We start from the raw sequence: 21,913 nt of genomic DNA on the forward strand, positions 1-21,913 counted from the left end.
CTCAAGCCTTCGGAGACATCATGAGCCGCCCCAGAATTGCGATTGCCGGATTTCAGCACGAAACCAACACTTTTTCTCCGGCACCGACGCGAATGGAAAATTTCGAATCCGGCGGCGCCTGGCCGGCCCTGACCAGGGGCGCAGATCTTTTCGACGTCTTTCTCGGGCTGAACATCCCGCTCGGCGGTTTCATTGATGCGGCAAAGGATGATTGCGATCTGGTGCCGATCCTCTGGAGCAACGCGGAACCCGGAGGCTATGTGGCGCAGGACGCCTTCGATAGGATCTCCGCCATGATCGCAAGCGGCCTTGAAGAGGCCGGGGAACTCGACGGGCTCTATCTGGATCTGCACGGCGCCATGGTGACCGAGGATTTCGAAGACGGCGAGGGCGAACTGCTGCGCCGCCTGCGCGCAGTTGTCGGCCCGGATCTGCCGATTGCGGTCAGTCTCGATCTGCATGGCAACCTCACGAGGGAGTTCGTTGAACTTGCCTCCGTGCTGGCGATCTACCGGACCTACCCGCATGTCGATATGGCGGCGACCGGGGCAAGGGCCCATAAACTGCTGATGGAGACTCTTGCCAACGGCCGGCCCTTTGCCAAAGCCTTCCGGCAGCTCGAATACCTGATTCCCCTGCAGGCGCAATCGACAATGCGCGAACCCGGGCGGCGCATCTACGGATTGCTGCCAGGTTTTGAGAGTCCAGGCGTCGCATCGGTCGACCTGGCCTTCGGCTTCCCGCCCGCTGACATTCATCACTGCGGAACTTCAATCGTCGCCTTTGGCAGTGATCAGGATGCCGTCGATCAGGCTGCCGACAGCCTGTTGGAAACACTGCGGAAGAGCGAAAGCGAGTTTCATAATCCGCTTGTTCCGGCAAATGCCGCCGTTCGCCAGGCCATGGACGCCGCCAACGGCGCGGAAAAACCCATTGTGCTGGCGGACCCGCAGGATAATCCTGGGGCCGGTGCCGTCGGCGACACTACCGGGCTATTGAAAGCGCTGGTTCAGGAAGGTGCGAAAAAGGCCTGTCTGGGCATGCTCTGGGATCCGGAGAGCGCCCGCAAGGCGCACGAGACCGGTGTCGGCGGCACATTCGAAGCCTCGCTGGGAGACTGCCTGCCGCAGCCCGATTGCAGCAGCCTGGACATTGCCGTCCGGGTCGAGGCCGTTTCAGATGGACAGTTTCGCTTTACCGGGCCGATGTTCGGTGGCACCCATGCGGATCTGGGATTGATGGCGGTGCTTCTGATCCTGGATGATCATAGTGAAGTGCGTGTGGTCGTGGGGTCGCGCCGGGCACAGAACGCCGATCAGGCGATTTACCGCCACATTGGAATCGATCCCACGGAGCAGAAGATTGTCGCCGTGAAAAGCGCGGTGCACTTTCTGGCCGACTATCAGCCGATTGCCGAACAGGTCATCTTCACCGAGTCGCCCGGCGCCAATCCCTGCCAGCTTGATCGGATTCCCTTCAAGCGCCTGCGCTCCGGTGTGCGCCTGGGTCCGGAGGGGCCCGCCTACGCACCCGCGGCACAATAACGGGCGGCGGAATAACGGGCGGCGGGCCAAGGATCGCCAGGCTAACTGTTTCCAGAGACCTGCCTTCGGGCTTCGAACTTGAATTGAGACCTGAGACAGGCTGATTTTAGTTTCAAATGAAACCGATGGCGCCATTTCAGCGCGATTCAGGGCTTTGGCGCCAAAGCCTGCTCGAACCAGGAAGCGATCAACTGGCGCTCTTCACCACTGATCTCAGTCACATTGCCCGGTGGCATGGCGTTCGAGCGGCCGGCCTGAATGTAGATCTCGTGCGCGTGGCGCAGGATCTGTTCGTCGGTCTCCAGCACCACACCCTTGGGCGCCACGCCGATGCCCTCCCAGAAGGGTTCCTGCGCATGGCACATGCTGCAGCGCCCGATCACGGTTTCACGGACGTCTTCGAAGGAAGCCGAGAGGTAGAGCGGGTTTTGCGTGCCGCTGATGTCATACTCCTCGGGTGTCTCCGCGGGAAAAGTGGAAAGCCAGACGATCGCCGCGAAACAAAGCGCCGCGACACCCCAGGTCCACCAGGGCCTGCCCTTCTTGGCGTGCATGGAATTGAAAAAATGACGGATGATCGCCCCCATCACCAGCACCAGGGAGACGATCACCCAGTTCCACTTGGTCCCAAAGGCCAGGGGATAGTGGTTGGAGAGCATCAGGAAGATGACCGGCAGGGTCAGGTAGTTGTTGTGGGTTGAGCGCTGCTTGGCCTGCAGCCCGAGCTTCGCTTCCGGTGTGCCGCCGGCCCTCAAGGTCGCAACGACTTTTTTCTGATTGGGAATAATGATCATGAAGACGTTGGCCGACATGATGGTGGCGACCACAGCGCCGGTGTGCAGAAAGGCCGCCCGTCCGCTGAAAACCTGCGTGAAGCCCCAAGACAGCAAAACCAAAAAGCCAAACAGCGCCGCATAGAGCAGCCAGTCGTTCTTGCCAAGCGGTGAGCGGCAAAGCAGATCGTAGATGATCCAGCCCAGCGCCAGTCCGCCCAGACTGATCAGGACCGCACCCCAGGCGGGCACGTCCAGCACCGCCCGGTCGATGAGGTAAAGCTCTGCGCCAGCGTAATAGACCACCACCAGCAAGAAAAAGCCGGTCAGCCAGGTGCTGTAGGATTCCCATTTGAACCAGATCAGATGTTCCGGCATGGCCTCTGGTGCGATCATGTATTTCTGAATGTAGTAGAAACCACCCCCGTGAACCTGCCATTCCTCGCCGGTAACGCCCTCGGGCAGGCCCGGCCGCTTGCGGAGCCCCAGATCGAGGGCGATGAAGTAAAAGGACGACCCGATCCAGGCAATCGCGGTGATCACGTGCAGCCAGCGGACACCGAAGCTCAGCCATTCCCAAACCAACGGATCCATCAAAGTCCCCCTCATGCGCCCAAAATCCGGTCCCGGAGCTTCTGCGGGCCGATTCTTCCGTATAGCGGAATCCCGGGACCTTCCCAAGCGCCCGATCAAATGAGAGGACAGAATAGTGCCGGCGGACCGCGCAAAGAAGACCGGCGGCGTTGGGAGTACTTTCAAAAAAAACCGAAAGCCGATAGCCTATCTTCGGGAGAACAAAAAGATGTCGTTGTTGGAAAATATCCGGGTTTTCGTCCGGGTGGTGGAGCTGGGCTCGCTTTCGGCGGCGGGCCGGCACATGCGCGTCTCACCGGCTGTCGCCAGCCACCGGATGAAGGAGCTGGAGAAACATGTCGGTGTCCGGCTGTTCAACCGGACCACGCGGCAGCTGTCGCCAACTGAGCATGGCCGCCTTTTCTATGAAGGCTGTCTGGAGGTGCTGCACGCCCTGGAACAGGCGGAAGCAACGGTTGCAGCTGTCGGCGGGCGGCCTCGGGGCGCGATCCGCGTGACGGTGCCTCTGGGACTCGGACGCCGGGTCATAGGCCCGGCTATTCCGGATTTCTGCGCGCTCTATCCCGAGATCGAGGTGCGTCTGCGCCTGTCCGACTACGTGATCGATCTGGCGCGCGAGGGTGTCGAGGTCGCGATCCGGCTTGCCGTGCTGGGAGACTCGAGCCTGACCATGCGCAAGATCTGCGATTGCGAGCGCGTGCTCTGTGCCGCACCAGGCTACCTGGAAGCGCAGGGCATACCCCGCACGCCCGAAGAGCTTCTGAAACATCGCTGCCTGCTGCTGCGCTATCCCGGATCGACCCAATTCCGCTGGCCGTTGCAAACGAAAGATGGTCCCGCGAAGCTCTCGATCAGCGGACCTTTTGAGTCGGACGACGGGGATATCCTGACGGACTGGGCCCTGGCCGGACAGGGCATCGTGATGAAACCCCTGTTTGAAGTAGCCGAGCACCTGCGCTCAGGTGCGCTCTTGCCGGTCCTGACCGAAACACCACCGGAACCTGTGTCGCTGGCCATACTCTATCCGCACCGGCGTCTGCTTGCGCCCAAGATCAAGGCCTTCGCCGATTTCATGCATGAGAGGTGCCTGGATGATCTGGGCAAGACCCTGCAGGGTCTGTCCCTGGCCGAGCTTCAGGATACGGCGGCGTTGTAGGAGCGCAACAGACCGAAAGACTTTCAAAAAATATGTGGAAGCTCAGGCGGGCTTCGCGATTTAATCTAAAATCCGCTGAGCATCGAGATCTTGGGAAACGAATCTGTAATGACACCGCCTTATCCCCGCGACATGACCGGTTACGGCCGCGCGACCCCTGATCCGCGCTGGCCCGGTAATGCGGCCATCGCCGTGCAATTCGTCGTGAACTACGAAGAGGGCGGCGAAAACAACATCCTGCACGGCGACGCGGCCTCCGAGGCCTTTCTCTCCGAGATCGTCGGCGCGGCCGCCTGGCCCGGACAACGCCACATGAACATGGAGTCGATATACGAATACGGCGCCCGGGCCGGGTTCTGGCGGCTCTGGCGGCTCTTCACGGAGCGGAAGATCCCGGTCACCGTCTTCGGTGTCGCAACCGCCCTGGAGCGCGGGCCGGAACAGGTTGCTGCCATGCTGGAAGCCGATTGGGAGATCGCCTCGCACGGCTTGAAGTGGATCGAATACAAAGACTTCACCAAGGATGAAGAACGGGCCCACATGGAGCAGGCCATCGAGATCCACAGCCGTGTGACCGGGTCGCGACCGCTGGGCTGGTACACGGGACGGACATCGCTCCACACAAACAATCTGGTCGCGGAGAACGGCGGATTCCTCTATGGCGCGGACAGCTATGCGGATGAGCTGCCTTATTGGACAGCCGGTAAGGATGAAAACCGGGCTCCACAATTGATGGTGCCTTACACCCTTGACGCCAACGACATGCGCTTCGCGACCCCGCAGGGCTTCAATGCCGGAGATCAGTTTTTTACCTATCTTAAGGACTCGTTTGACTGCCTCTATGCCGAGGGTCTGGCGGGCGCGCCCAAGATGATGTCGGTCGGCCTGCACTGCCGGCTTGCGGGACGGCCCGGCCGTGCGGCGGCCCTGGCGCGTTTTCTCGATTATATCCAGGGCTTCGAGCGGGTCTGGGCCGCGCGGCGGATCGATATCGCCCGCCACTGGCACCAGGAACATCCCTGCAAATGAATGCACCGCCACAGACCAGCTTGCCCAGCGAGATGACCCAAGACGCCTTCGTGGCACAGTTCGGCGGCGTCTTCGAGCACTCTCGCTGGATCGCCGAACGGGCTTATCCAGGCCTGGCGGACGAAGACTGCGACAGCGCTGAAGGCTTGCATCGGCTGCTTTGCAGTGTCTTTCAGACAGCAAGTGATGCGGAAAAACGCGGCGTTCTGACCGCGCATCCCGATCTTGCGGGGCGCCTGGCGCTGGCGGGCCATCTCACCGGTGAATCCACGAAAGAACAGGCGTCCGCCGGTTTGGACAGCCTCAGCGAGAGCGAACTGCAGGTCTTCACCGAACTGAACGACCGCTACACCTCGAAATTTCACTTCCCCTTCATCATGGCCGTCAAAGGCCGCAACAAAGACGAGATCCTGGCGGCGTTCAAAAGCCGCGTGGAGAACAATGCCGAGACCGAATTTACGACGGCCTGCGGTCAAGTCGAGCGCATTGCTCTGCTGCGCCTGAAGGACATGCTGCCCTAACCGCCTTCGCGCTGAACCAGATAACTTGGAACACCCATGACCTCTGAAGCCATCACACCGATATCTGTCACACCGGCTCCGCCGTCGCCCGAAGCCGAAGCCTTCGCCGGAGACCGGGTGAACCTTCTCGACCCAAGGCTGGGCGCGCGCGCAGTTTCCTGCAGTGACGACTTCTTTGCGTCCATGGACCGCATGCTGTCCTCCTCGGCGCCGGTCTTCGCGGCAGGCAAGTACGACGAAAACGGCAAATGGATGGACGGCTGGGAGAGCCGGCGCCGGCGGAGCGGCGGAAACGACCACTGCATTGTTCGGCTGGGTCAACCGGGCCGCCCGGAGCGCGTCGATATCGACACCTCCTTTTTCACCGGCAACTATCCCCCCTCCGCGTCGATCGAAGCCTGCCTGAGTGAAAGCGAAATTCCAGGCGACGATGCGCAGTGGGTGACGATCCTGCCCGCGGTCGAACTCCGGGGTGATTCTCACAACCTGTTCGAAATTCCCCCATTCGAACTGGCAGGCGATCGCGCCGTCACCCACCTGCGGCTCTCGATTTATCCCGACGGCGGCGTCGCCCGATTGCGGGTTTACGGCGAGGTCGCTTGCGACTGGTCGAACGCCGGCGAAGAGACAACGGACCTCGCGGCCCTGCTGCAAGGCGGACGCCCGGTCGCCTGGAATGACAGCCACTATGGCCCGCCGCACCCGCTTCTGGCGCCGGGACGCGGCGAGAACATGGGCGACGGCTGGGAAACCCGGCGGCGCCGGGAGCCGGGCAACGACTGGATCATCATTGAACTGGGACATCCCGGCACAATCGAGAGCGCTCTCGTCGACACCGCGCACTTTAAGGGTAATTTCGCCGAGAGCTGCTCGCTTCAAGCCGCGATGGTGCCCGATATGAGCAAGGCCGCCCTGATCGCCTCATCACAGTTCTGGCCGGAACTGATGGACCGCAGGAAACTAAGCGCCGATGCGGAGCACCCCTTCGACCGGCTGAAAGACATCGGACAGGTCAACTACGTGCGCTTCAACATCTATCCCGACGGCGGCATCAGCCGCCTGCGGCTCTTCGGAAAGCCGGTCAAGTGACGCGCAGCCTTCGACCCCGAGCCCTCACACGGGAAGCCTTTGCCCCCTTCGGCGACGTGATCCAGACCGAAGGTGCAAAACACTTCCAGATCAACGAAGGCACCACCACGCGGTTTCACGATCTGGCCGAGATCGACACCTTGGAACAAGGCGGCCGGCCGATCATCTCGATCTTCCGGGGCGACCCGCGCCCCATGCCCTTCGAGATCCGGATCATGGAGCGTCACCCCTTGGCCTCGCAGGCCTTCGTTCCGCTCTTCGCGCGGCCGTATCTGGTTGTCGTGGCGAGACCTGAGATCGAGGACGGCGCGGACATCACAGCGGAAGATCTGCATGTTTTCGTCGCTCAGCCCGGTCAGGGCGTAAACTATGGCCGGAACGTCTGGCATCACCCTCTGATCGCCCTGGACGCCTCCTCGGATTTTCTGATCGTCGATCGTGGCGGCGAAGGAGACAATCTGGTCGAGGTTCACTTCGACAAAGCGATTGCCAGGATCGAACTATAACCTCGCCGGGCGGGTTTTGAGGCCGGCGATATAGTTCTCGATCAGCGCGGCGGTCAGGCTTTCAGCCGTCTCCACGCCGACCAGGGTCAACTTGTTGGTCAAAGTCAAGGCACAGATCCCATGGATGCTGGCCCAGAGCACCCGCGCTGTCTGACGCAGTTCGGCTTCATCCTCACCGACGACCGGTTTTAGCCGCGCCTCGATTAACGTAAAAAGAGCGCCGATCTTCTCGCCGTACCAGTCAGGAAGCGGCATATCGGGCGCGAGATTGTGCTCGAAAAGCGCGCTCCAGCAATTGTAATTCTCGCGGGCATAGTCAATGTAGCAGGCTGCCAGGGCTCTCAGGGCCTCGTAGTCATCGAGATCCGCGCTTGCATCGCCCGAGACGCCAAAACGACTCTCCATGACAGAGAGCAGATCTTCCAGGGTCACCGCGTTGATATGCAGTATAATGTCATCGTGGTTCTCGAAAACGTTATAGAGCGTGCCGACCGTGTAGCCGATGGCCGTGGCGACCTTGCGCGCACTGAAGCCCGCATAACCCGCATCCCGGATCAATTCCCGCCCGGCGGCAACCGCCATGGTCTTGATTTCCTCCCGGGTATGGTCGCTGCGACGCGCCATGATGACTGAACCCTTGCTTCAAAATCGGTTAATTAAACACTGTTCATTATTTTATTGAACGATGTTTAATTATGCCTTATGTTCCACAAGCCTGCAAGACAACACTGTTTTAACGCTGGGAAATATCGCCGTGTTCGATTCGATCGGAATCCTCATCATTTTTGCCCTCCTGTTCCTTTTGGCGTCCAGTATCGCCTCCTGGGTGGCCTTGAGCAGGGCCGGACATCTGCGGTCGGAAGTCCTTTTGCTCAAGAAGCGGATCGATGAATTGCTGCAAGACCTTCCCGGCGCAGAGCAAGACCCTGCGCAGAGGGACAGGTCACAAACGGCGGCGACAGACGCTGCGCCTGACAGGGCTCAAGACCCCAATCCGGCGGAGCCAGGTACCCCATCAATTGGCGAACGAACGGGCACGATGGTGCCGAAGCTTTCAGACCAAGCGAAAGACCCGGCAGAAAACCCACAACCTGCGGCATCCGAGGCACCCAAGGGAGTCTGGACCAATCAGCCGTCTCAACCCGCGTCGGGCGCCGCGAGCGAGACGCCATCTCGGGAGGAACCGGAGACAGACGCAGCAGGCAAACCAGGTGACGTCTGGACCAACGCAGGCGCACCGCCCGCCGCCGCTGTCGAAACTCCCGGGCAGGAAGCGCGGAGCGCCGGGGATGAGCGTATCGCCGCACGGCAGATGGGCGTTGACTTCGAGCCGGAGAAACAGTCTTTCGAGCACAACTTCGGGGCCCGCCTGCCGGTCTGGATCGGTGGAATTGCTTTTGCGCTCGGCGGCCTCTTTCTCGTCAAGTACTCCATCGACAACAACCTGCTGAGCCCCTTTGTCCGGGTCCTGCTCGGCGGACTGCTGGGTTTAGGTCTGCTTGCGGCCGGCGATATTGTGCGCAAACGCCCGAACTTTGCCAACGGACGGCGCATCGCGCAGTCGCTTTCGGGCGCGGGCATCGCCGTGCTTTATCTGGCAGTCTACGCCGCCACGAGCCTTTACGGACTGCTTTCGCCCACAGTCGGCTTCATCGGGATGGCGGCCGTTACGGCGACGGGGATCATGCTGTCACTGCGTTATGGCAAGCCGATCGCCTTGCTCGGACTGGTCTTCGGCTTCATCACACCGGCACTGATCCAATCGGATACGCCGTCTGCCCTTATTCTCTTTGCCTACCTCATCGTCCTCTCTGCGGGCGCCATGGCCCTGATCCGGCAACAGGGCTGGTGGGACCTGGCACTCCCGACCCTTGCGGCCAGTCTGGGTTGGGCACTGCTCTGGATCGTATCTTCGTTCGGCGACGATATGTTGGTTGTCGGTTTTTTCCTCATCGCCATCGCAGGTCTGGTCGCCTTCTTCAACCAGGGCCATCACTCCAAAGCCGCAAACGCCTGGGCACCCGAGTTCGATCAACGTACCGCGTTTGGCTACCTCGGCGTCGGCGGCGCGACGGTCGCGATGGCAACGGGCGTAGGTCTTGCCGGATATGGCCTGACTGAATGGGGCCTGACCGCGATCCTGGCAATCGGCGGCATCTATCTGGCCTATAGCGATGACCGGCAATATCGGCTGATTCCCTGGATTTCACTGGCCGCGACCAGTCTTCTCCTCTTTTTGTGGAAAGAAAACGACCTCGCCCTCTACGCCGGTACTTTGATCGGCTTCGCCGCGATTTACGCGGCCAGCGGTTATGCCCTGCTTTGGAAGGCGGATAACGCGGTGCCTTGGGCCGGTCTTACCGCTGCGACAAGTCTCGGCTTCTATCTCCTCGGTTACTTCAAACTGCACCTCGCGCCGGCATCCCCTGAAACCGCGGTAGACAGCACCTTGTTCTGGGGCGGACTCGCGCTGGCACTTGCAGCCATAGCGATCTATTCGGTCAGACGGGTTCAGGAACACTTCCGCGCAGAGGCACAAAAGGAGTATCTGCTGGCGATTTTCGCGGTCGCCGCGACGGCCTTTGTCTCGCTCGCCATGACGGTCCTTCTGGACGAAAAGAACCTGCCGCTGGCCTTTGCCGCGGAAGTCCTGGCCGTGGCCTGGATCAGCCGCCGAGCAGAGATTGCCGTCCTTCGGCCAGTGACGGGCATTCTGGCGGTGATCTTCGGGGGCCTTTTGGTTCCGCAGATTCTTCTGCTGGTCCAGTTGACGGCCTTCAGCCTGATCGAGCTGAAACTTCCGCTGCAAGCCAGTGTACCATTGGTCGAGCAGCCGTTGATCAGACTCGGCCTTCCCGCGCTCTTCTTCATCGGCGCCGCGACGTTGCTGCGCCAAAAAGCAGACGACTGGCTGGTGCGCGGGCTGGAGATCGCCGCCATCGCCTTGGGCGCGGTGATGGGCTACTACCTCACCCGCCACGTCATGAATGTGGACGCGAACGTGCTCTATGTGAAAGCGGGCTTCCTGGAGCGCGGGATCATCACTAACGTTCTCTTCTTCTATGGCCTCTTCTGCTTCTGGGCGGGGCGCCGCTTCCTGCGAGCGTCGGTTTCCTGGAGCGGCGCGGTTCTCTGCGCAGTGGCTCTATTCCGGATCGGATACTTCGATCTCTTCCTCTACAACCCGATCTGGTCGAATCAGGAAGTTGTCGGCTGGCCGGTGCTGAACGCCCTGATCCTGCCCTTCGGCCTGCCCATCCTCTGGTGCCTGCTCACCGCGCGTGAGATGGCCTTCCTGAGCAAGAGCGAAAGGACAGAATACTGGGCGCGATTCCTCAAACCCGTCGCATTGTTTCTTGCCTTCACCTGGGTCACCCTGATGATCCGCCAGGGCTTCCAGGGCAGCTTTCTGGACAGCTTCGTGGCTGGAGACGCCGAGGTTTACAGCTATTCGGTCGCGTGGATCCTCTTTGGCATCGGCCTGCTTGTCGCCGGCATCGTCACCAAGGACCAGTCGTTGCGCTATGCGTCATTGGCCGTGACGCTCCTGGCGGTCGGTAAGGTTTTCCTTTACGACACGGCGGAGCTCGAGGGCCTTTACCGCATCTTTTCCTTCTTCGGCCTTGGATTCTCGCTTCTGGGCCTCAGTTACGTTTACACCCGCTTCGTATTCGGCGGGAAAGAACATGCCGGCGGCGAAATTTCTTCGGAAAAGCCCTCGGGAAACCCTCGGTAGGTGCCCTTCGTGAAGCCGCTTATCTTGTAAGCGGAACCCTCAAGGTAACAGCCGAACTCGACACCAAGGTCCGCGCTCACACGGGCGTGGACCTTGCCCTGCTTATCAAAGAAACGCTGGCGATCCTGGACCGGGAAGATACCCTCGTGCCAGATGCCCGGGTGGATGTAGAGGCCCTGGCTGCCGTCACACCAAAACGCGACCACGTCCTCGAGCTTGAGGTCGTCGCCGGGAAGGGCGAGGGGGACGACGAAGGGATTCGGCTCAAGCGGAAAGAAGAGCTGTCCGCCGTCGGGATGATAGTTGAGATGCCAGAGCAGAACCTGCCGCCGCTCCACCGTCGCCTCGTCCATTGAGGCCCGCTGCGGATCACAGCTCCAACCAAGAACGTAATCACCGCCAACCGCCGCGTTGCAGCCGGTCAGGACATCACGGTCATGACAACACGCGCTCGGAATGATCGGATTCCAAGCAAACATCATACAGCTTTTGATGACAATTCAAGGACTGCAGCGTCGAGAAAATGGGATTCAGATGAATCCACAGTTTTTGTTCCGCGATCGAAGAATAGCCGGCCCTTAAGCCGCAACCAGTGTCCGGCGTTCAGCCAGGCGTCCGCTGTCAGTCATCACTTCATAACAATCGAAGTTATGCTCCCGCGAGGTCGCAACCATTTCCTCGATGTTCGCGGCGCAAGGCTGGCGCAGACCGTGATGCTCGATCAAGCCTCCGATCGGCGCGTAGAAAATGCCGACGCGCTGCAACAAGCGAAGAAGGGCGGGCTCCATGACCGCGAGCCAGTCAGTGATGTCGTGGGCACGGCTGATCTCCATGATCGCGCGCATCAGTCCGAGGGTGATGTGCTGCATGACGAGCGGGCGGCCTGGACTGTTGTCGCCATAAGCCGTATCGGAAAAGCGGCGCCGGAAGTCGCGCGAAATGGCGAAGCGCGAAACCTCCGCTGTGTGTGCCAGGGGAAAGCGCCGCCGGTCGCAAAAGGCCGGATCGTCGCTGAATTCCTGCAGTGGGAAACTTCGCAACGGGTCGTTCGGGCGGCTCCGAACCAGCCGCACGCCGCCGGCCACGTTTCCGCTTGCGCGGTGAATCAAAAGGCCATGCAGCGAATGCCCGTCGTAGATATCGCGCTCCAGGCCCTCGAGATTCTTGGGTTCAAAGGAGTTCTCAACACAATACACTTGATAGCGTAACCGGAACGCTTTCAACTTCAATTCGTCGGTTGTTGCTTCAGCAACCTCGAAATGATGGTGAAACAGATCGACAAGTCGTAGTTCCGACATAAAAAACGAAAACCCCCTCAGATGACCGAAACCTCGATTCCGGCCTGGCTTGTACCGCTCTTCCGGACATCCCTTCCCATTCTTCGGAAAAGGCCGGATTTACAAGATGGAAGCGCCAGGGAACACGTGATCTGCGATACCCAATCAACTCAAACCTTGGTACGAGAGGAACGCATCAAACCCCACCCCAGAATCAGGAAACCATTCCCGACCAGGGCCTTTGCACTTCATGGTAGTTAATACTTTATTATTCTTTTCTTCCCCATGAAACTAACAGACGAATGAAATAGCACGATGTGTTATTTTTGTGGTACGGAGCTTACTTTACAATTGTGAAGAGTTTTTTACTTCGAATTGATTTTGTTTTTTCTCACACAAACCCAGAACACTAATAGTAATTTGAATTATTAAACGCTCAGACACACAGCTTTATAGCGCGCAACTTACATGGCGTCAGCCCAGATTATTGCATAAAAACAATGCAATTATTATGGTTAACAACCCTGAGTTCTAAGCGAAGATATATGCGTTTCCGTTACACGCAAGGGAACATGGCCGCCAAATCTCCCTAAGACTTAATTCCCGAACCCAATATACTTGTTAATAGGTTTGCTTCCGTGGTTAACGCGAAGAGCCGTTAACAGCCATTTTCCGCTGCAACGGATCCATGTGACCACCAGCACCCGGCATCAAACACAACGCGCCAAGGTTCGGCACGAACTCATCCACTCAAGGATCAGTCGGGCGTGAGGAACCGGAGGTTCAAAAAAAGGTGAGAGTCGAGACCCTGCCATCCTCGCTCGGATTAAGACGGCAGATGGCGCCGCTCCGGAAGACAGTGAGCGGTCAACCCATGTCTCTGGTCCGGACCCACGTCATTGCGACGAAGGTGATTACTAGAGCAGATCCGGTTTAGATGGAATCGCCTTCGGCGATCCGTCGTACCGGTGAATCTGCTCGTACTATATGATGTAGAGCGGGTTCACATGTTTTAGCGAAAACACTCTGTGTTTCCGTTAAAACATGACGCGCTCTAGGAACCGAATTTGGAGGAGTTATGTTTTAAGAGTTGACGCTTGCGCTCCCATTCCAGCGCCGTGCGGACGATGAAATCCAGATCGTCATGGCGCGGCGCCCAGCCAAGCACCTTCCGGATCAAACCACTCTCCGCCGTAAGGGAGGGCGGATCGCCGGCCCGGCGCCCGTCAAGCTTCACCGGAAAATCAACGCCTGAAACGCGTTTCACAGCATCGATGACTTCAAGCACGCTGCTGCCGTGCCCGTAACCGCAGTTCATGATGCGGGACTCGCCGCCCGCGGCCAGATAGGCGAGAGCATCGACATGCGCACGCGCCAGATCCTCTACATGAATGTAATCGCGCACGCAGGTTCCGTCGTCCGTCGGATAGTCCGTGCCGAATACCGTCAGTCCGGGCCGCGCGCCAACAGCTGCCTCCGACGCCACCTTGATCAAATGGGTCGCGTCGGGCGTGGACTGTCCGATCCGGCCCTCCGGATCGGCACCCGCCACGTTAAAGTAGCGCAGAATAACGTGGCGCAGCGCCGAGGCGGCGGCAAGGTCGCGGATCATGCGCTCGCTCATCAGTTTTGAAGCGCCGTAGGGGTTGATCGGCAGGAGCGGGTCTGTCTCGCCGACCATGCTCTGGTCGGGAATCCCATAGACTGCGGCTGTCGAAGAGAAAACGATCTTATCCACCGCATGCGCGTCGCAGGTCTCCAGAAGCCCCAGGGTGTTGCGCGTGTTGTTGCCATAGTATTTGAGCGGATCGGCCACGGACTCCGGCACGACAATGTTTGCCGCAAAGTGCATGACCGCATCGAAACTCTCGGCCTCAAAAAGGGCGTTCAGTTTGCCAAGATCGGAAAGCTCGCCCTCAACCAATGTGCCGGCAAGCACGGCGTCGGAGTTCCCGGTCGAGAGGTTATCGTAGACCACCACTTCATGTCCGGCCTGATCGAGCTGTAAAACGACGTGGCTACCGATGTAACCCGCGCCCCCTGTCACCAAAACACGCATCTTTAAAATCTTCCTCTGGTTTGAAACATTCGATTCGTATTCTGCCGATAGCTCTATGATCGCACATTAGAGCAGGACCCCTTATAACGAAAACAGACATGCACCCGATTTAAGCCCAGCTGTCCGGGAGTCCGGACCCATCATCCCAGCCTCGGAGATAAAGAGTCCAAAGATTGTGCAAAAAAGCGTAAGGACGAGGATTGGTAGGCGGGGATAGGAATCGAACCTTCGACTTCTCTCGTGTTGCAAGAGCGCTCTGCCACTGAGCTACCCGCCTATCGCCAGCTGAGACCGCGCTCAACCGGGAAAATCAAATGTTAGAATAAAAAAACGAATCTAATCTTAAACGGCAAGAAAGAATCCACAGCGTCATCAAACCTTCTTCACAAGCGGGTTCCGCTTATCTCACCTGACCAAGAATGCCTGCCCAAAATAGAACAATGCGCCATAGCCGGAAAGCGACAAGGTAACCAAAACCAAAAGTGCGCAGCGGCCTCTGAGACTTTTCGGCTGACGGCGCATTTCCGGTGCGCGCTCCTCGCACACAGTATTCTCTGCGCCGGACATCTCAAACGGCAAAGACAACCCCTCTGCGTGCCCCATCTTATCTCCCCCCTATTGGTGAAGGCGATTTGTTAACCAAACAAACCTCTAAGTGTCAATAGCATAGCTCAGTTCAAGATCTGTCGCCTATGGCCGACGCGCGAGGCGCAAGCGCCAGTAAGACAAGCTCCTGAAGCCAGGTTGAGGGCTGATGTTACTTTACACCCCTGAGGCAGCAATCTAGTCCCGGCCGTAGGTGTCTTCGATTCTGATAATGTCATCCTCGCCGACATAATCGCCGACCTGCACCTCGATCAGATGCAGTGGCTCCACCTCTTTATTGGCGAGCCGGTGCACGACGCCTTTCGGAATGTAAACGGATTGGTTCTCCCGAAGGCTGGTCTCCTCCTCTCCGCAGGTGACCGTCGCGGTTCCCTTGACGACCACCCAATGCTCAGAGCGATGCTTGTGCTTCTGGAGGGAGAGGATACCGCCCGGCTTCACGATGATGCGCTTGACGCGAAAACGTTCTTCCTCGTCGATATCCTTGTAGTTACCCCAGGGGCGGTAAACCCGCCTGTGGTGAACCGCTTCGCTTCGATCCGAGGACTTCAGACTTTCCACCAGATCCTTGACCTCGGCCGCCCTGTCCTTCGGCGCGATCATCAAAGCATCATCGGTCGAGACAACGATCATGTCCTGGAGACCGACCGCGGCGATCAGGCGGTCATCCTCGCCGCGGATGTAAGAGTTGGCGACATCACGCAGCAGGTTGTCGCCCGCCGACACATTTCCGTGGTCATCTTTCTCAGCTATATCCCAGAGAGCCGGCCATGCACCGACATCATTCCAACCTATGTCCGCGGGCACCACCGCAGCATTGCCGGTATGTTCCATGACGGCATAGTCAATCGAATCGCTCGGACAGGCTGCGAAAGCCGGTTCGTCGAGGCGGACGAAATCCAGGTCGCGAAAACTTTTTTCCAGCGCCAGATTCGACTGCTTAAGTATTTCCGGCGCCAAACGACCGATTTCATCGAGGTAGACCTGAGCCGGCAGAACAAACATGCCGCTGTTCCAAAGGTAGTTGCCGGCGGAGAGATAACTCTGCGCCGTTGGAAGATCCGGCTTTTCGACGAAACCGGCAACGGAGAAGGCGCCATTCAAGGCCTCGAGGCCCTCTCCCTGCTTTATGTAACCATAACCGGTCTCGGGATGGCGCGGCGTGATGCCAAAGGTGACCAGTTTGCCCGCGCGCGCCGCTGCGCCGGCGCTATCCACAGCCGATGAGAAAGCTCTCAAGTCACCGACAACATGATCGGATGGCAGCAGAACCATGATGGCGTCCGGATCCTCGCGCTGAAGCATCAGAGCGGCAACCGTTACGGCTGGCGCCGTATTGCGGCCCAAAGGCTCAAGAACAATGGCCCTTGGCGAGACATCGGCCTGCTGCAGCTGCTCGGCAACGATAAAGCGATGCTCGTTGTTGGCGATGATCAACGGCGCGTGATAGCGGGCAGGATCCGATACCCGCAGGGCCGTATCCTGCAACATCGTATTCTCGCCGGAAAGCGGCAGAAGCTGTTTCGGATAGTGCGCCCGGGACAGAGGCCAAAGCCTTGAACCGGATCCGCCGGATAGAATAACCGGATAGAGCTTCGAATCGTTTGGCATTCAGCGCATCTTCCTCAATTACCTTGCCTCACAACAAAAGGCTATCTCTCGACAAACGGGCTTTTCCGCCGCACGGGTCCAAGGCAGCAGCTTCCATGACCTAAGCTTCGCGGGAGTCTTAGCCTGCAGCAAGAGCGTCGGACGAGACAAATAAACCAGGATTAACCGCCTAACACTAACCGGATGAAGCTGTTAAATCATTACCCACTTATCGCTTTGCGTCGAGTGACGCTTTCGGGTTCCACATTCCCGCCACACGGCGTTACGCCCTGGCAGTGCGATCGCAGGATAGCACTGCACGAATTCGACCCTTTTGAGTATCGGGGCGTCAAAACTTAGGGATGGCCGGAAAAGCATCACGAGTCGGCAGAATTTACAGGCTTCGTTACGCTTTCGCCGAGTGCGATTCTCTTATCAGATTCATATGCCTACGGTAATTCTCCAGGTAAAGTTCAGCGACGGGCTCAACATCGGCTCAGGGGCTGGACGCTGCAAAGAGACGACAGGTGTTGAGAATTTTTACACCCCGGCGGAAAATCTTAACACACTGTTAATATTAACCTTATTTCGGCCTATGCCGAGATGGGTCTGGATTTCTAAAGTCTTGGCCGATTCAAGACATAAAATTTATGTCGAAATTCCTTACAAACGCCATACGCTTGTATGAATTAACAAATTAATACACTGATTCTATTCATAAAATATAGTTGGCACGCGAATTGCTTGTAAACCCCAGAAAGCCTATTAACGCTTGTATGTCGTATTTAAGATTATCAGCGAGGGTAATAAGACCAATGTTAAAGTTTAGTAAAATTCTGGGCGGCACCGCGGTTGCGCTGACGCTCATGGCCGGCGCATCACAAGCCTCCGCCGGAACCTTGATCGACGACTGGAGCTATGAGATTCAAGCTGGCTTCGTCGCCTTTACACCACAGCCTGCAGTCTCTGGATCGGGTAACAACGGCGATCTTCCGGCTCCTTTCACGAATGCACCTACAGTCCTCAGTTGGGGCACAGGAGATGACGGCCCCAGCCAGCTGGAAGTTTCCAAAGAAGTTATCAGCACGACCGGCGGTCTCTTCACCAACGACCTTAGCGGTGTGAACGGAGCTTTGCTCACACACAGAAACCGCACCATTGCTGACGGCCCTTCGCTCGAAACCGCTACGATTTTCGCGCCTCTGACGCTCACCCCCTTCTCCCCTGCGGGACCTGCTCTCGAAGCGTTTGATATTTTCTTCAATATCGTTTTTGAAGAAACGGCTAATTTCGGGCTGGATGGTAATCCCGGACCCGGAGCTGGCGATTGTACTCCAGGCACAGGCAACGAGCCTTGCGCAGACATCTTCGTACTTCAGAACCCGGGTTCGCTGTCGACGTCCTTCATTCTGGATGGCTTCGAATACACCATTTCTCTCTTCTCGGAAGACCTTGGCCCACTGAGCGACGAAGCCTGTGCCGCAGCCGGTGCAGATCCGGAATGCATTGGTTTCATCACACCTGAAGGCATGGTCAACACCCTGCAGACCCAGTTCAACATTACGGCCCGCGCTGTTCCTGAGCCCGGCACCCTGGCCCTTCTCGGCCTCGGCCTGCTTGGTCTTGGTATCGCACGCCGCCGCAAGGTTGCTGCCTAAGTCTACCCCGACTTAGAGTTACCACTAAGAAGACCTCCCGCCACTTGGCGGGAGGTTTTTTGTTTCCTGCTGTGCCCAGACTCAAGATCTCATTTCGTCCGATACAGACGGGCGCACAAGAGATGCAAGGCTCTATCAACCGCATTGTTGATAAATTTTACAGCGGCATTCAACCTGGTTAATCATTGATTTACATATATTTTTTTCGAGTTATCAAAAAAACCGCGGCAAAACGCCGTTCGTTGTGACTTTTTTGAGGCCGGATTTTGTCGGCGCACTTTACAATCAAGCAGCCTCAATTTACACAAACCCGCACAAGCCGTTGTTTACAAACACTTTTTATTCTTGGCATGTGGATTGCTATGAAGGGCAGGGTATCCACACATGATTTTAGGATCGATTAACAATATGTCTAAGTTCACAAAGTTTTTGGGCGGTGCTGCGCTTGCAGTGACGCTCGCGGCAGGCGCCACGCAGGCATCTGCCGGAACCTTGATCACCGACTGGAGCTATGAAGTCCAAACCGGCTTCGTTGCCTTCACACCACAGCCTACGGTCACGGGATCGGGCAACAACGGCGATCTTCCGGCTCCTTTCACGAATGCACCTACAGTCCTCAGTTGGGGCACAGGCGATGACGGCCCCAGCCAGCTGGAAGTCTCCAAAGAGGTGATCAGCACAACCGGTGGCCTCATCACCAACGATCTTGGCGGCGTGAACGGCGCACTGCTTACGCACAGAAACCGGACCATCGGCCCGGGCCCGACACTTGAAACCGCTACGATTTTCGCACCCCTGACGCTCACTCCCTTCTCTCCCGCGGGACCTGCTCTCGATCCCTTCGACATCGCCTTCAATATCGTTTTTGAAGAAACCACGAACTTTCCTGCAAACGGGGGTGATTGCACACCCGGCACAGGCGGCACACCTTGTGCTGACATCTTCGTGCTTCTGAACCCAGGTTCGCTCTCGACGTCCTTCATTCTGGACGGCTTCGAATACACCATCTCTCTCTTTTCGGAAGACCTTGGCGTACTGAGCGATGAAGCCTGTGCCGCAGCCGGCGCAGAAGCGGGATGCATTGGTTTCATTACACCTGAAGGTGAGATCAGCACCCTGCAGACCAAGTTCAACATCACGGCCCGCGCTGTTCCTGAGCCCGGCACCCTGGCCCTTCTCGGCCTCGGACTGCTTGGCCTCGGTATCGCACGCCGCCGCAAGGTTGCTGCCTAAGTCCACCCCGGCTTAGAGTTACCACTAAGAAGACCTCCCGCCACTTGGCGGGAGGTTTTTTTATGCCTAGTAAGCTGCTCCGAGGGAAAACGCGCAAAGCGGCACAGCCTGCATCGAAACCCTTGTCCCGCAGGCTCCCGTGGGGCTCTCCTCAGGAAGATAGCGTATGCAGTGTTTTCTGGTGACCACCGCCCCTGGCCAGCGATCTGAGTAAGCCAGCTATCTCAATAAACCGTGCAGTCGCGGCTAGACTGTTGACCGCATCGGGCTCATAACACAGAAAGATCAGTAAAACTTGTTACTGACTACCTTTACGATTGCGGCACGCTTCGTCATCGTCACTGACTGGCCCGACCCTGACGAGTTTTCACTGCCGTTCGTTGACAGCCTAGATTGGTTGCAATGACTTTAAACAAGGCAAACGGGCGCCGACGCAGCAGCGGATCTGCCCTAGCTTTCGAAGGACCTTACCCCCATGTCGAGAGCAAAGCAGTTACGTGCAGCGGAATTGATGGATCAGACGTCTGATATGACACAAGCCTCGTGGAATGCGATACCTCACAAATTGAAGGTGTTTGCACCTTGTGGTGTGCCCTGGTGGTCTGGTATCGGCCTCATCATCAGCCTCATCCTTCTGCCGGCCTTACCGTCGTCAGCAGCTGCATCGAGCAGCTTGACGCTTTGCACAGCGGAAAGCGGTCTCCAGAACTGCCAGTTTCACTCCTTCAGCGAAGCCATCGCGGCACTAAATGATGGCGATCAGCTGCACATCGAGACTGGTGATTATCGAGAAGGCGCCGTGCTAACAGCTAACAGTGTCACCATTACAGCAGCAGAAGGCGCGGCCCTGCGCGACACCGCCGTGGAAGGCAAAGCTGCACTGGTGATACTGGGGAACGACACGGTCATCGAGGGGCTCGAGTGTTCAGGCATTAACGTCCCGGACTACAATGGCGCCTGCATCCGTTTGCGCGGACGAAACCTCACGCTGCGCAATGTCCACTTCCACGATTCCCAGCAGGGTCTGTTGTCGGGCGGAGAGGTCGGGGAAGTGATCGTCGAAGACAGTGTCTTTGAACGCCTGGGCGCTATCGGGCGGGCGCATGCAATCTATATGAGCGGCGGCGATCATCTGATCGTCAGAGACAGCCGGCTCGTATCCTCACGCGACGAAGGTCACGAAATCAAAAGCCGCGCCCGCAAGACAACCATTGAAAACAGCATCATAGGCTCGGAACTCGGTCGAGACAGCAGAACCATCGACTTACCCAACGGCGGCGAAATCACGATCGTGAATAACGTCATCCAGAAAGGGCCGAACAGCGCAAACCCCGACATGATTGGCATTGCGCTTGAGAAGGAAAAAAAACAGCACCCGCAAGGCAACATCCTCATCAGGGGCAATACGCTGATTATGGACCGGCCCGGCCGCGTTCTGCACTCCCTGGTTCCCGTCGAGATGACCGGAAACGCCATTGTTGCAGGCTCCCCCCACACCGGCAATAAGTGGTATCCGGACAGGATTGCAGCAGGCCTCCCCCCCATGCCGGCCCTGGAAATGGTTGTTGCCGGCCGTGATGAAGAGCTCCAGAGAGACCTACCCAGATTCCGGCCCGGTGAAGCGCCCCGGACAGATGGAACAGCTTTGACGACAGTCGATGGTGTTGTCACCTGGCAGGGACAACCGCTTTCGCTCACGGCTCACGAGACCTCGATTGTCGACCTCCTGTCGTCCCAACCCGGGGAAACAGCGTCCATCAACGAAATCTATCGACTCATCGAACCCCACAGAAGCAAGCCGGTGTCTTCAGCCAAAGAGCGTCAGACGATCGTATTGAACACGATCAAGACGCTGCGCAATAAATTCCGCGACGTTGATCAGGCCTTCAGCGCGATGACCTTCAGGCCCGGCCAGGGATTTGTCTGGGACGAGAGCCTGTAGGCGTGGGACGAAACCGGGTCGGTGGCGTTTTCGCCCCTGCTCCGCGGCGAATTCGGTTCAATGGGGGCTGCCGCCGGGTTCGGATCTATGGCGGCCTGTCACGATCAATCCGAGATACCAGAAAAACGCCGCCATCTCGTAAAGTGGGTAGTGCCACCATCTTCGGAAGGGACCCTGGCTCCAGGCACCTGAAACGCCGCGGACCCGGACCTTGATACCAAGCGAGCGGAACACGAGTGCCGCTCGGGGCAGGTGAATACGGTCAGATACGAGAACAGCCGAATTCCAGCCTCTGTCGGTCATGATTTTCGCCGAATTTACTGCGTTTTCCATCGTATTGCGCGACGCGCTTTCGACTTCGATCCGACTCGTGTCGATGCCCTCGTCGAGAGCGATCCGCCGCATCACCTCGGCTTCCGCAGGGGGATGCCGCCCAAGACCACCGGTGAAGAGAAGGCGGTCCGCCTCACCCGCGCGGAAAAGCTCGAGGCCACGCCTGACGCGCCTGTCAAGGGTAGGGCTTGGGCGGCCACGAGACCAGACCGCGGCGCCTAAGACCACGATCACATCATATTTCCGCTTTTTTCCGTTCAGCGGCCT

Annotated in this window: 17 protein-coding genes and 1 tRNA gene; 10 read left to right on the forward strand and 8 right to left on the reverse strand. The window is 58.1% G+C overall.

From position 1 onward, the window contains the following. The first annotated feature begins 20 nt into the window (after positions 1-20). Positions 21-1,544, forward strand: coding sequence for a M81 family metallopeptidase (locus FKG95_RS21510; RefSeq protein ID WP_142898478.1), 1,524 nt, complete (start codon positions 21-23; stop codon positions 1,542-1,544). Positions 1,545-1,690: 146 nt separating this feature from the next. On the opposite strand, the gene FKG95_RS21515 is transcribed toward FKG95_RS21510, so the two are convergent. Beyond that, positions 1,691-2,911, reverse strand: a complete 1,221-nt coding sequence (locus tag FKG95_RS21515) for a urate hydroxylase PuuD (RefSeq protein WP_142898479.1) — start codon at positions 2,909-2,911, stop codon at positions 1,691-1,693. 208 nt (positions 2,912-3,119) lie between these two features. On the opposite strand from FKG95_RS21515, the gene FKG95_RS21520 reads away from it, so the two are divergent. The 5 genes from FKG95_RS21520 to FKG95_RS21540 all read left to right on the forward strand — a co-directional run bounded on the left by FKG95_RS21520 (position 3,120) and on the right by FKG95_RS21540 (position 7,212). Then, complete coding sequence (locus FKG95_RS21520; protein ID WP_142898480.1) at positions 3,120-4,067, forward strand: LysR family transcriptional regulator; 948 nt, start codon at positions 3,120-3,122, stop codon at positions 4,065-4,067. Between the two features lie 108 nt (positions 4,068-4,175). Further along, positions 4,176-5,096, forward strand: coding sequence for an allantoinase PuuE (puuE, locus tag FKG95_RS21525; RefSeq protein WP_142898481.1), 921 nt, complete (start codon positions 4,176-4,178; stop codon positions 5,094-5,096). Further along, positions 5,093-5,617 carry a 2-oxo-4-hydroxy-4-carboxy-5-ureidoimidazoline decarboxylase gene (uraD, locus tag FKG95_RS21530; protein WP_142898482.1) on the forward strand — a complete coding sequence of 175 codons (525 nt, stop codon included), beginning with the start codon at positions 5,093-5,095 and terminating at the stop codon, positions 5,615-5,617. Before puuE ends, uraD begins: the two co-directional genes overlap by 4 nt. Positions 5,618-5,653: 36 nt before the next feature. Next, the gene (gene alc, locus FKG95_RS21535; protein ID WP_142898483.1) at positions 5,654-6,706 is read left to right on the forward strand and encodes an allantoicase; all 1,053 of its coding nucleotides are present in this window, start codon (positions 5,654-5,656) and stop codon (positions 6,704-6,706) included. Continuing rightward, the gene (locus FKG95_RS21540; protein ID WP_142898484.1) at positions 6,703-7,212 is read left to right on the forward strand and encodes an ureidoglycolate lyase; all 510 of its coding nucleotides are present in this window, start codon (positions 6,703-6,705) and stop codon (positions 7,210-7,212) included. The genes alc and FKG95_RS21540 overlap by 4 nt, the downstream gene beginning before the upstream one ends. On the opposite strand, the gene FKG95_RS21545 is transcribed toward FKG95_RS21540, so the two are convergent. Beyond that, a complete protein-coding gene (locus tag FKG95_RS21545) occupies positions 7,207-7,836 on the reverse strand; it encodes a TetR/AcrR family transcriptional regulator (RefSeq protein ID WP_142898485.1) in 630 nt (209 codons plus the stop codon). The genes FKG95_RS21540 and FKG95_RS21545 overlap by 6 nt on opposite strands. Positions 7,837-7,966: 130 nt before the next feature. Here FKG95_RS21545 and FKG95_RS21550 point away from each other — a divergent pair, with 130 nt between their 5' ends. Beyond that, positions 7,967-10,948: a DUF2339 domain-containing protein gene (locus FKG95_RS21550; protein WP_179954209.1), complete on the forward strand. Its 2,982-nt coding sequence runs from the start codon at positions 7,967-7,969 to the stop codon at positions 10,946-10,948. Here the strand turns inward: FKG95_RS21550 and FKG95_RS21555 are convergent. The 5 genes from FKG95_RS21555 to FKG95_RS21575 form a co-directional block, all read right to left on the reverse strand. Next, positions 10,867-11,430 (reverse strand): ureidoglycolate lyase, encoded by a 564-nt coding sequence (locus FKG95_RS21555; RefSeq protein WP_142898487.1) that lies wholly within the window; start codon positions 11,428-11,430, stop codon positions 10,867-10,869. The genes FKG95_RS21550 and FKG95_RS21555 overlap by 82 nt on opposite strands. Positions 11,431-11,526: 96 nt before the next feature. Next, the gene (locus FKG95_RS21560) at positions 11,527-12,246 is read right to left on the reverse strand and encodes a PEP-CTERM/exosortase system-associated acyltransferase (protein ID WP_142898488.1); all 720 of its coding nucleotides are present in this window, start codon (positions 12,244-12,246) and stop codon (positions 11,527-11,529) included. A 1,033-nt stretch (positions 12,247-13,279) separates the two neighbouring features. Continuing rightward, positions 13,280-14,284, reverse strand: a complete 1,005-nt coding sequence (gene galE, locus FKG95_RS21565; RefSeq protein WP_142898489.1) for a UDP-glucose 4-epimerase GalE — start codon at positions 14,282-14,284, stop codon at positions 13,280-13,282. A 201-nt stretch (positions 14,285-14,485) separates the two neighbouring features. Continuing rightward, positions 14,486-14,561, reverse strand: a tRNA-Leu gene (locus FKG95_RS21570). Between the two features lie 506 nt (positions 14,562-15,067). Beyond that, a complete protein-coding gene (locus FKG95_RS21575; protein ID WP_142898490.1) occupies positions 15,068-16,501 on the reverse strand; it encodes a mannose-1-phosphate guanylyltransferase/mannose-6-phosphate isomerase in 1,434 nt (477 codons plus the stop codon). 794 nt (positions 16,502-17,295) lie between these two features. Between FKG95_RS21575 and FKG95_RS21580 the strand changes: the two genes are divergently transcribed. The 3 genes from FKG95_RS21580 to FKG95_RS21590 all read left to right on the forward strand — a co-directional run bounded on the left by FKG95_RS21580 (position 17,296) and on the right by FKG95_RS21590 (position 21,313). Continuing rightward, positions 17,296-18,138 carry a THxN family PEP-CTERM protein gene (locus tag FKG95_RS21580; RefSeq protein WP_179954210.1) on the forward strand — a complete coding sequence of 281 codons (843 nt, stop codon included), beginning with the start codon at positions 17,296-17,298 and terminating at the stop codon, positions 18,136-18,138. A 408-nt stretch (positions 18,139-18,546) separates the two neighbouring features. After that, positions 18,547-19,371 carry a THxN family PEP-CTERM protein gene (locus tag FKG95_RS21585; RefSeq protein ID WP_179954211.1) on the forward strand — a complete coding sequence of 275 codons (825 nt, stop codon included), beginning with the start codon at positions 18,547-18,549 and terminating at the stop codon, positions 19,369-19,371. A 571-nt stretch (positions 19,372-19,942) separates the two neighbouring features. Next, on the forward strand, positions 19,943-21,313 hold the full coding sequence (locus tag FKG95_RS21590) for a right-handed parallel beta-helix repeat-containing protein (protein ID WP_142898493.1): 1,371 nt from the start codon (positions 19,943-19,945) through the stop codon (positions 21,311-21,313). A gap of 57 nt (positions 21,314-21,370) precedes the next feature. On the opposite strand, the gene FKG95_RS21595 is transcribed toward FKG95_RS21590, so the two are convergent. Further along, entirely contained in the window at positions 21,371-21,880 is a 510-nt protein-coding gene (locus tag FKG95_RS21595) for a YdcF family protein (RefSeq protein WP_179954212.1), read from the reverse strand. Positions 21,881-21,913 lie beyond the last annotated feature (33 nt).

Source organism: Denitrobaculum tricleocarpae (assembly GCF_007004665.1).
In the GTDB taxonomy this organism is placed as follows: Bacteria; Pseudomonadota; Alphaproteobacteria; order Kiloniellales; family Kiloniellaceae; genus Denitrobaculum; species Denitrobaculum tricleocarpae.

What these genes read in the sequence shown, in the direction of transcription:
- FKG95_RS21510 (WP_142898478.1), top strand. Translation starts at nt 21, where the DNA reads ATGAGCCGCCCCAGAATTGCGATTGCCGGATTTCAGCACGAAACCAAC.
- FKG95_RS21515 (WP_142898479.1), bottom strand. Translation starts at nt 2,911, where the DNA reads ATGGATCCGTTGGTTTGGGAATGGCTGAGCTTCGGTGTCCGCTGGCTG.
- FKG95_RS21520 (WP_142898480.1), top strand. Translation starts at nt 3,120, where the DNA reads ATGTCGTTGTTGGAAAATATCCGGGTTTTCGTCCGGGTGGTGGAGCTG.
- puuE (WP_142898481.1), top strand. Translation starts at nt 4,176, where the DNA reads ATGACACCGCCTTATCCCCGCGACATGACCGGTTACGGCCGCGCGACC.
- uraD (WP_142898482.1), top strand. Translation starts at nt 5,093, where the DNA reads ATGAATGCACCGCCACAGACCAGCTTGCCCAGCGAGATGACCCAAGAC.
- alc (WP_142898483.1), top strand. Translation starts at nt 5,654, where the DNA reads ATGACCTCTGAAGCCATCACACCGATATCTGTCACACCGGCTCCGCCG.
- FKG95_RS21545 (WP_142898485.1), bottom strand. Translation starts at nt 7,836, where the DNA reads ATGGCGCGTCGCAGCGACCATACCCGGGAGGAAATCAAGACCATGGCG.
- FKG95_RS21555 (WP_142898487.1), bottom strand. Translation starts at nt 11,430, where the DNA reads ATGATGTTTGCTTGGAATCCGATCATTCCGAGCGCGTGTTGTCATGAC.
- FKG95_RS21560 (WP_142898488.1), bottom strand. Translation starts at nt 12,246, where the DNA reads ATGTCGGAACTACGACTTGTCGATCTGTTTCACCATCATTTCGAGGTT.
- galE (WP_142898489.1), bottom strand. Translation starts at nt 14,284, where the DNA reads ATGCGTGTTTTGGTGACAGGGGGCGCGGGTTACATCGGTAGCCACGTC.
- FKG95_RS21575 (WP_142898490.1), bottom strand. Translation starts at nt 16,501, where the DNA reads ATGCCAAACGATTCGAAGCTCTATCCGGTTATTCTATCCGGCGGATCC.
- FKG95_RS21580 (WP_179954210.1), top strand. Translation starts at nt 17,296, where the DNA reads ATGTTAAAGTTTAGTAAAATTCTGGGCGGCACCGCGGTTGCGCTGACG.
- FKG95_RS21585 (WP_179954211.1), top strand. Translation starts at nt 18,547, where the DNA reads ATGTCTAAGTTCACAAAGTTTTTGGGCGGTGCTGCGCTTGCAGTGACG.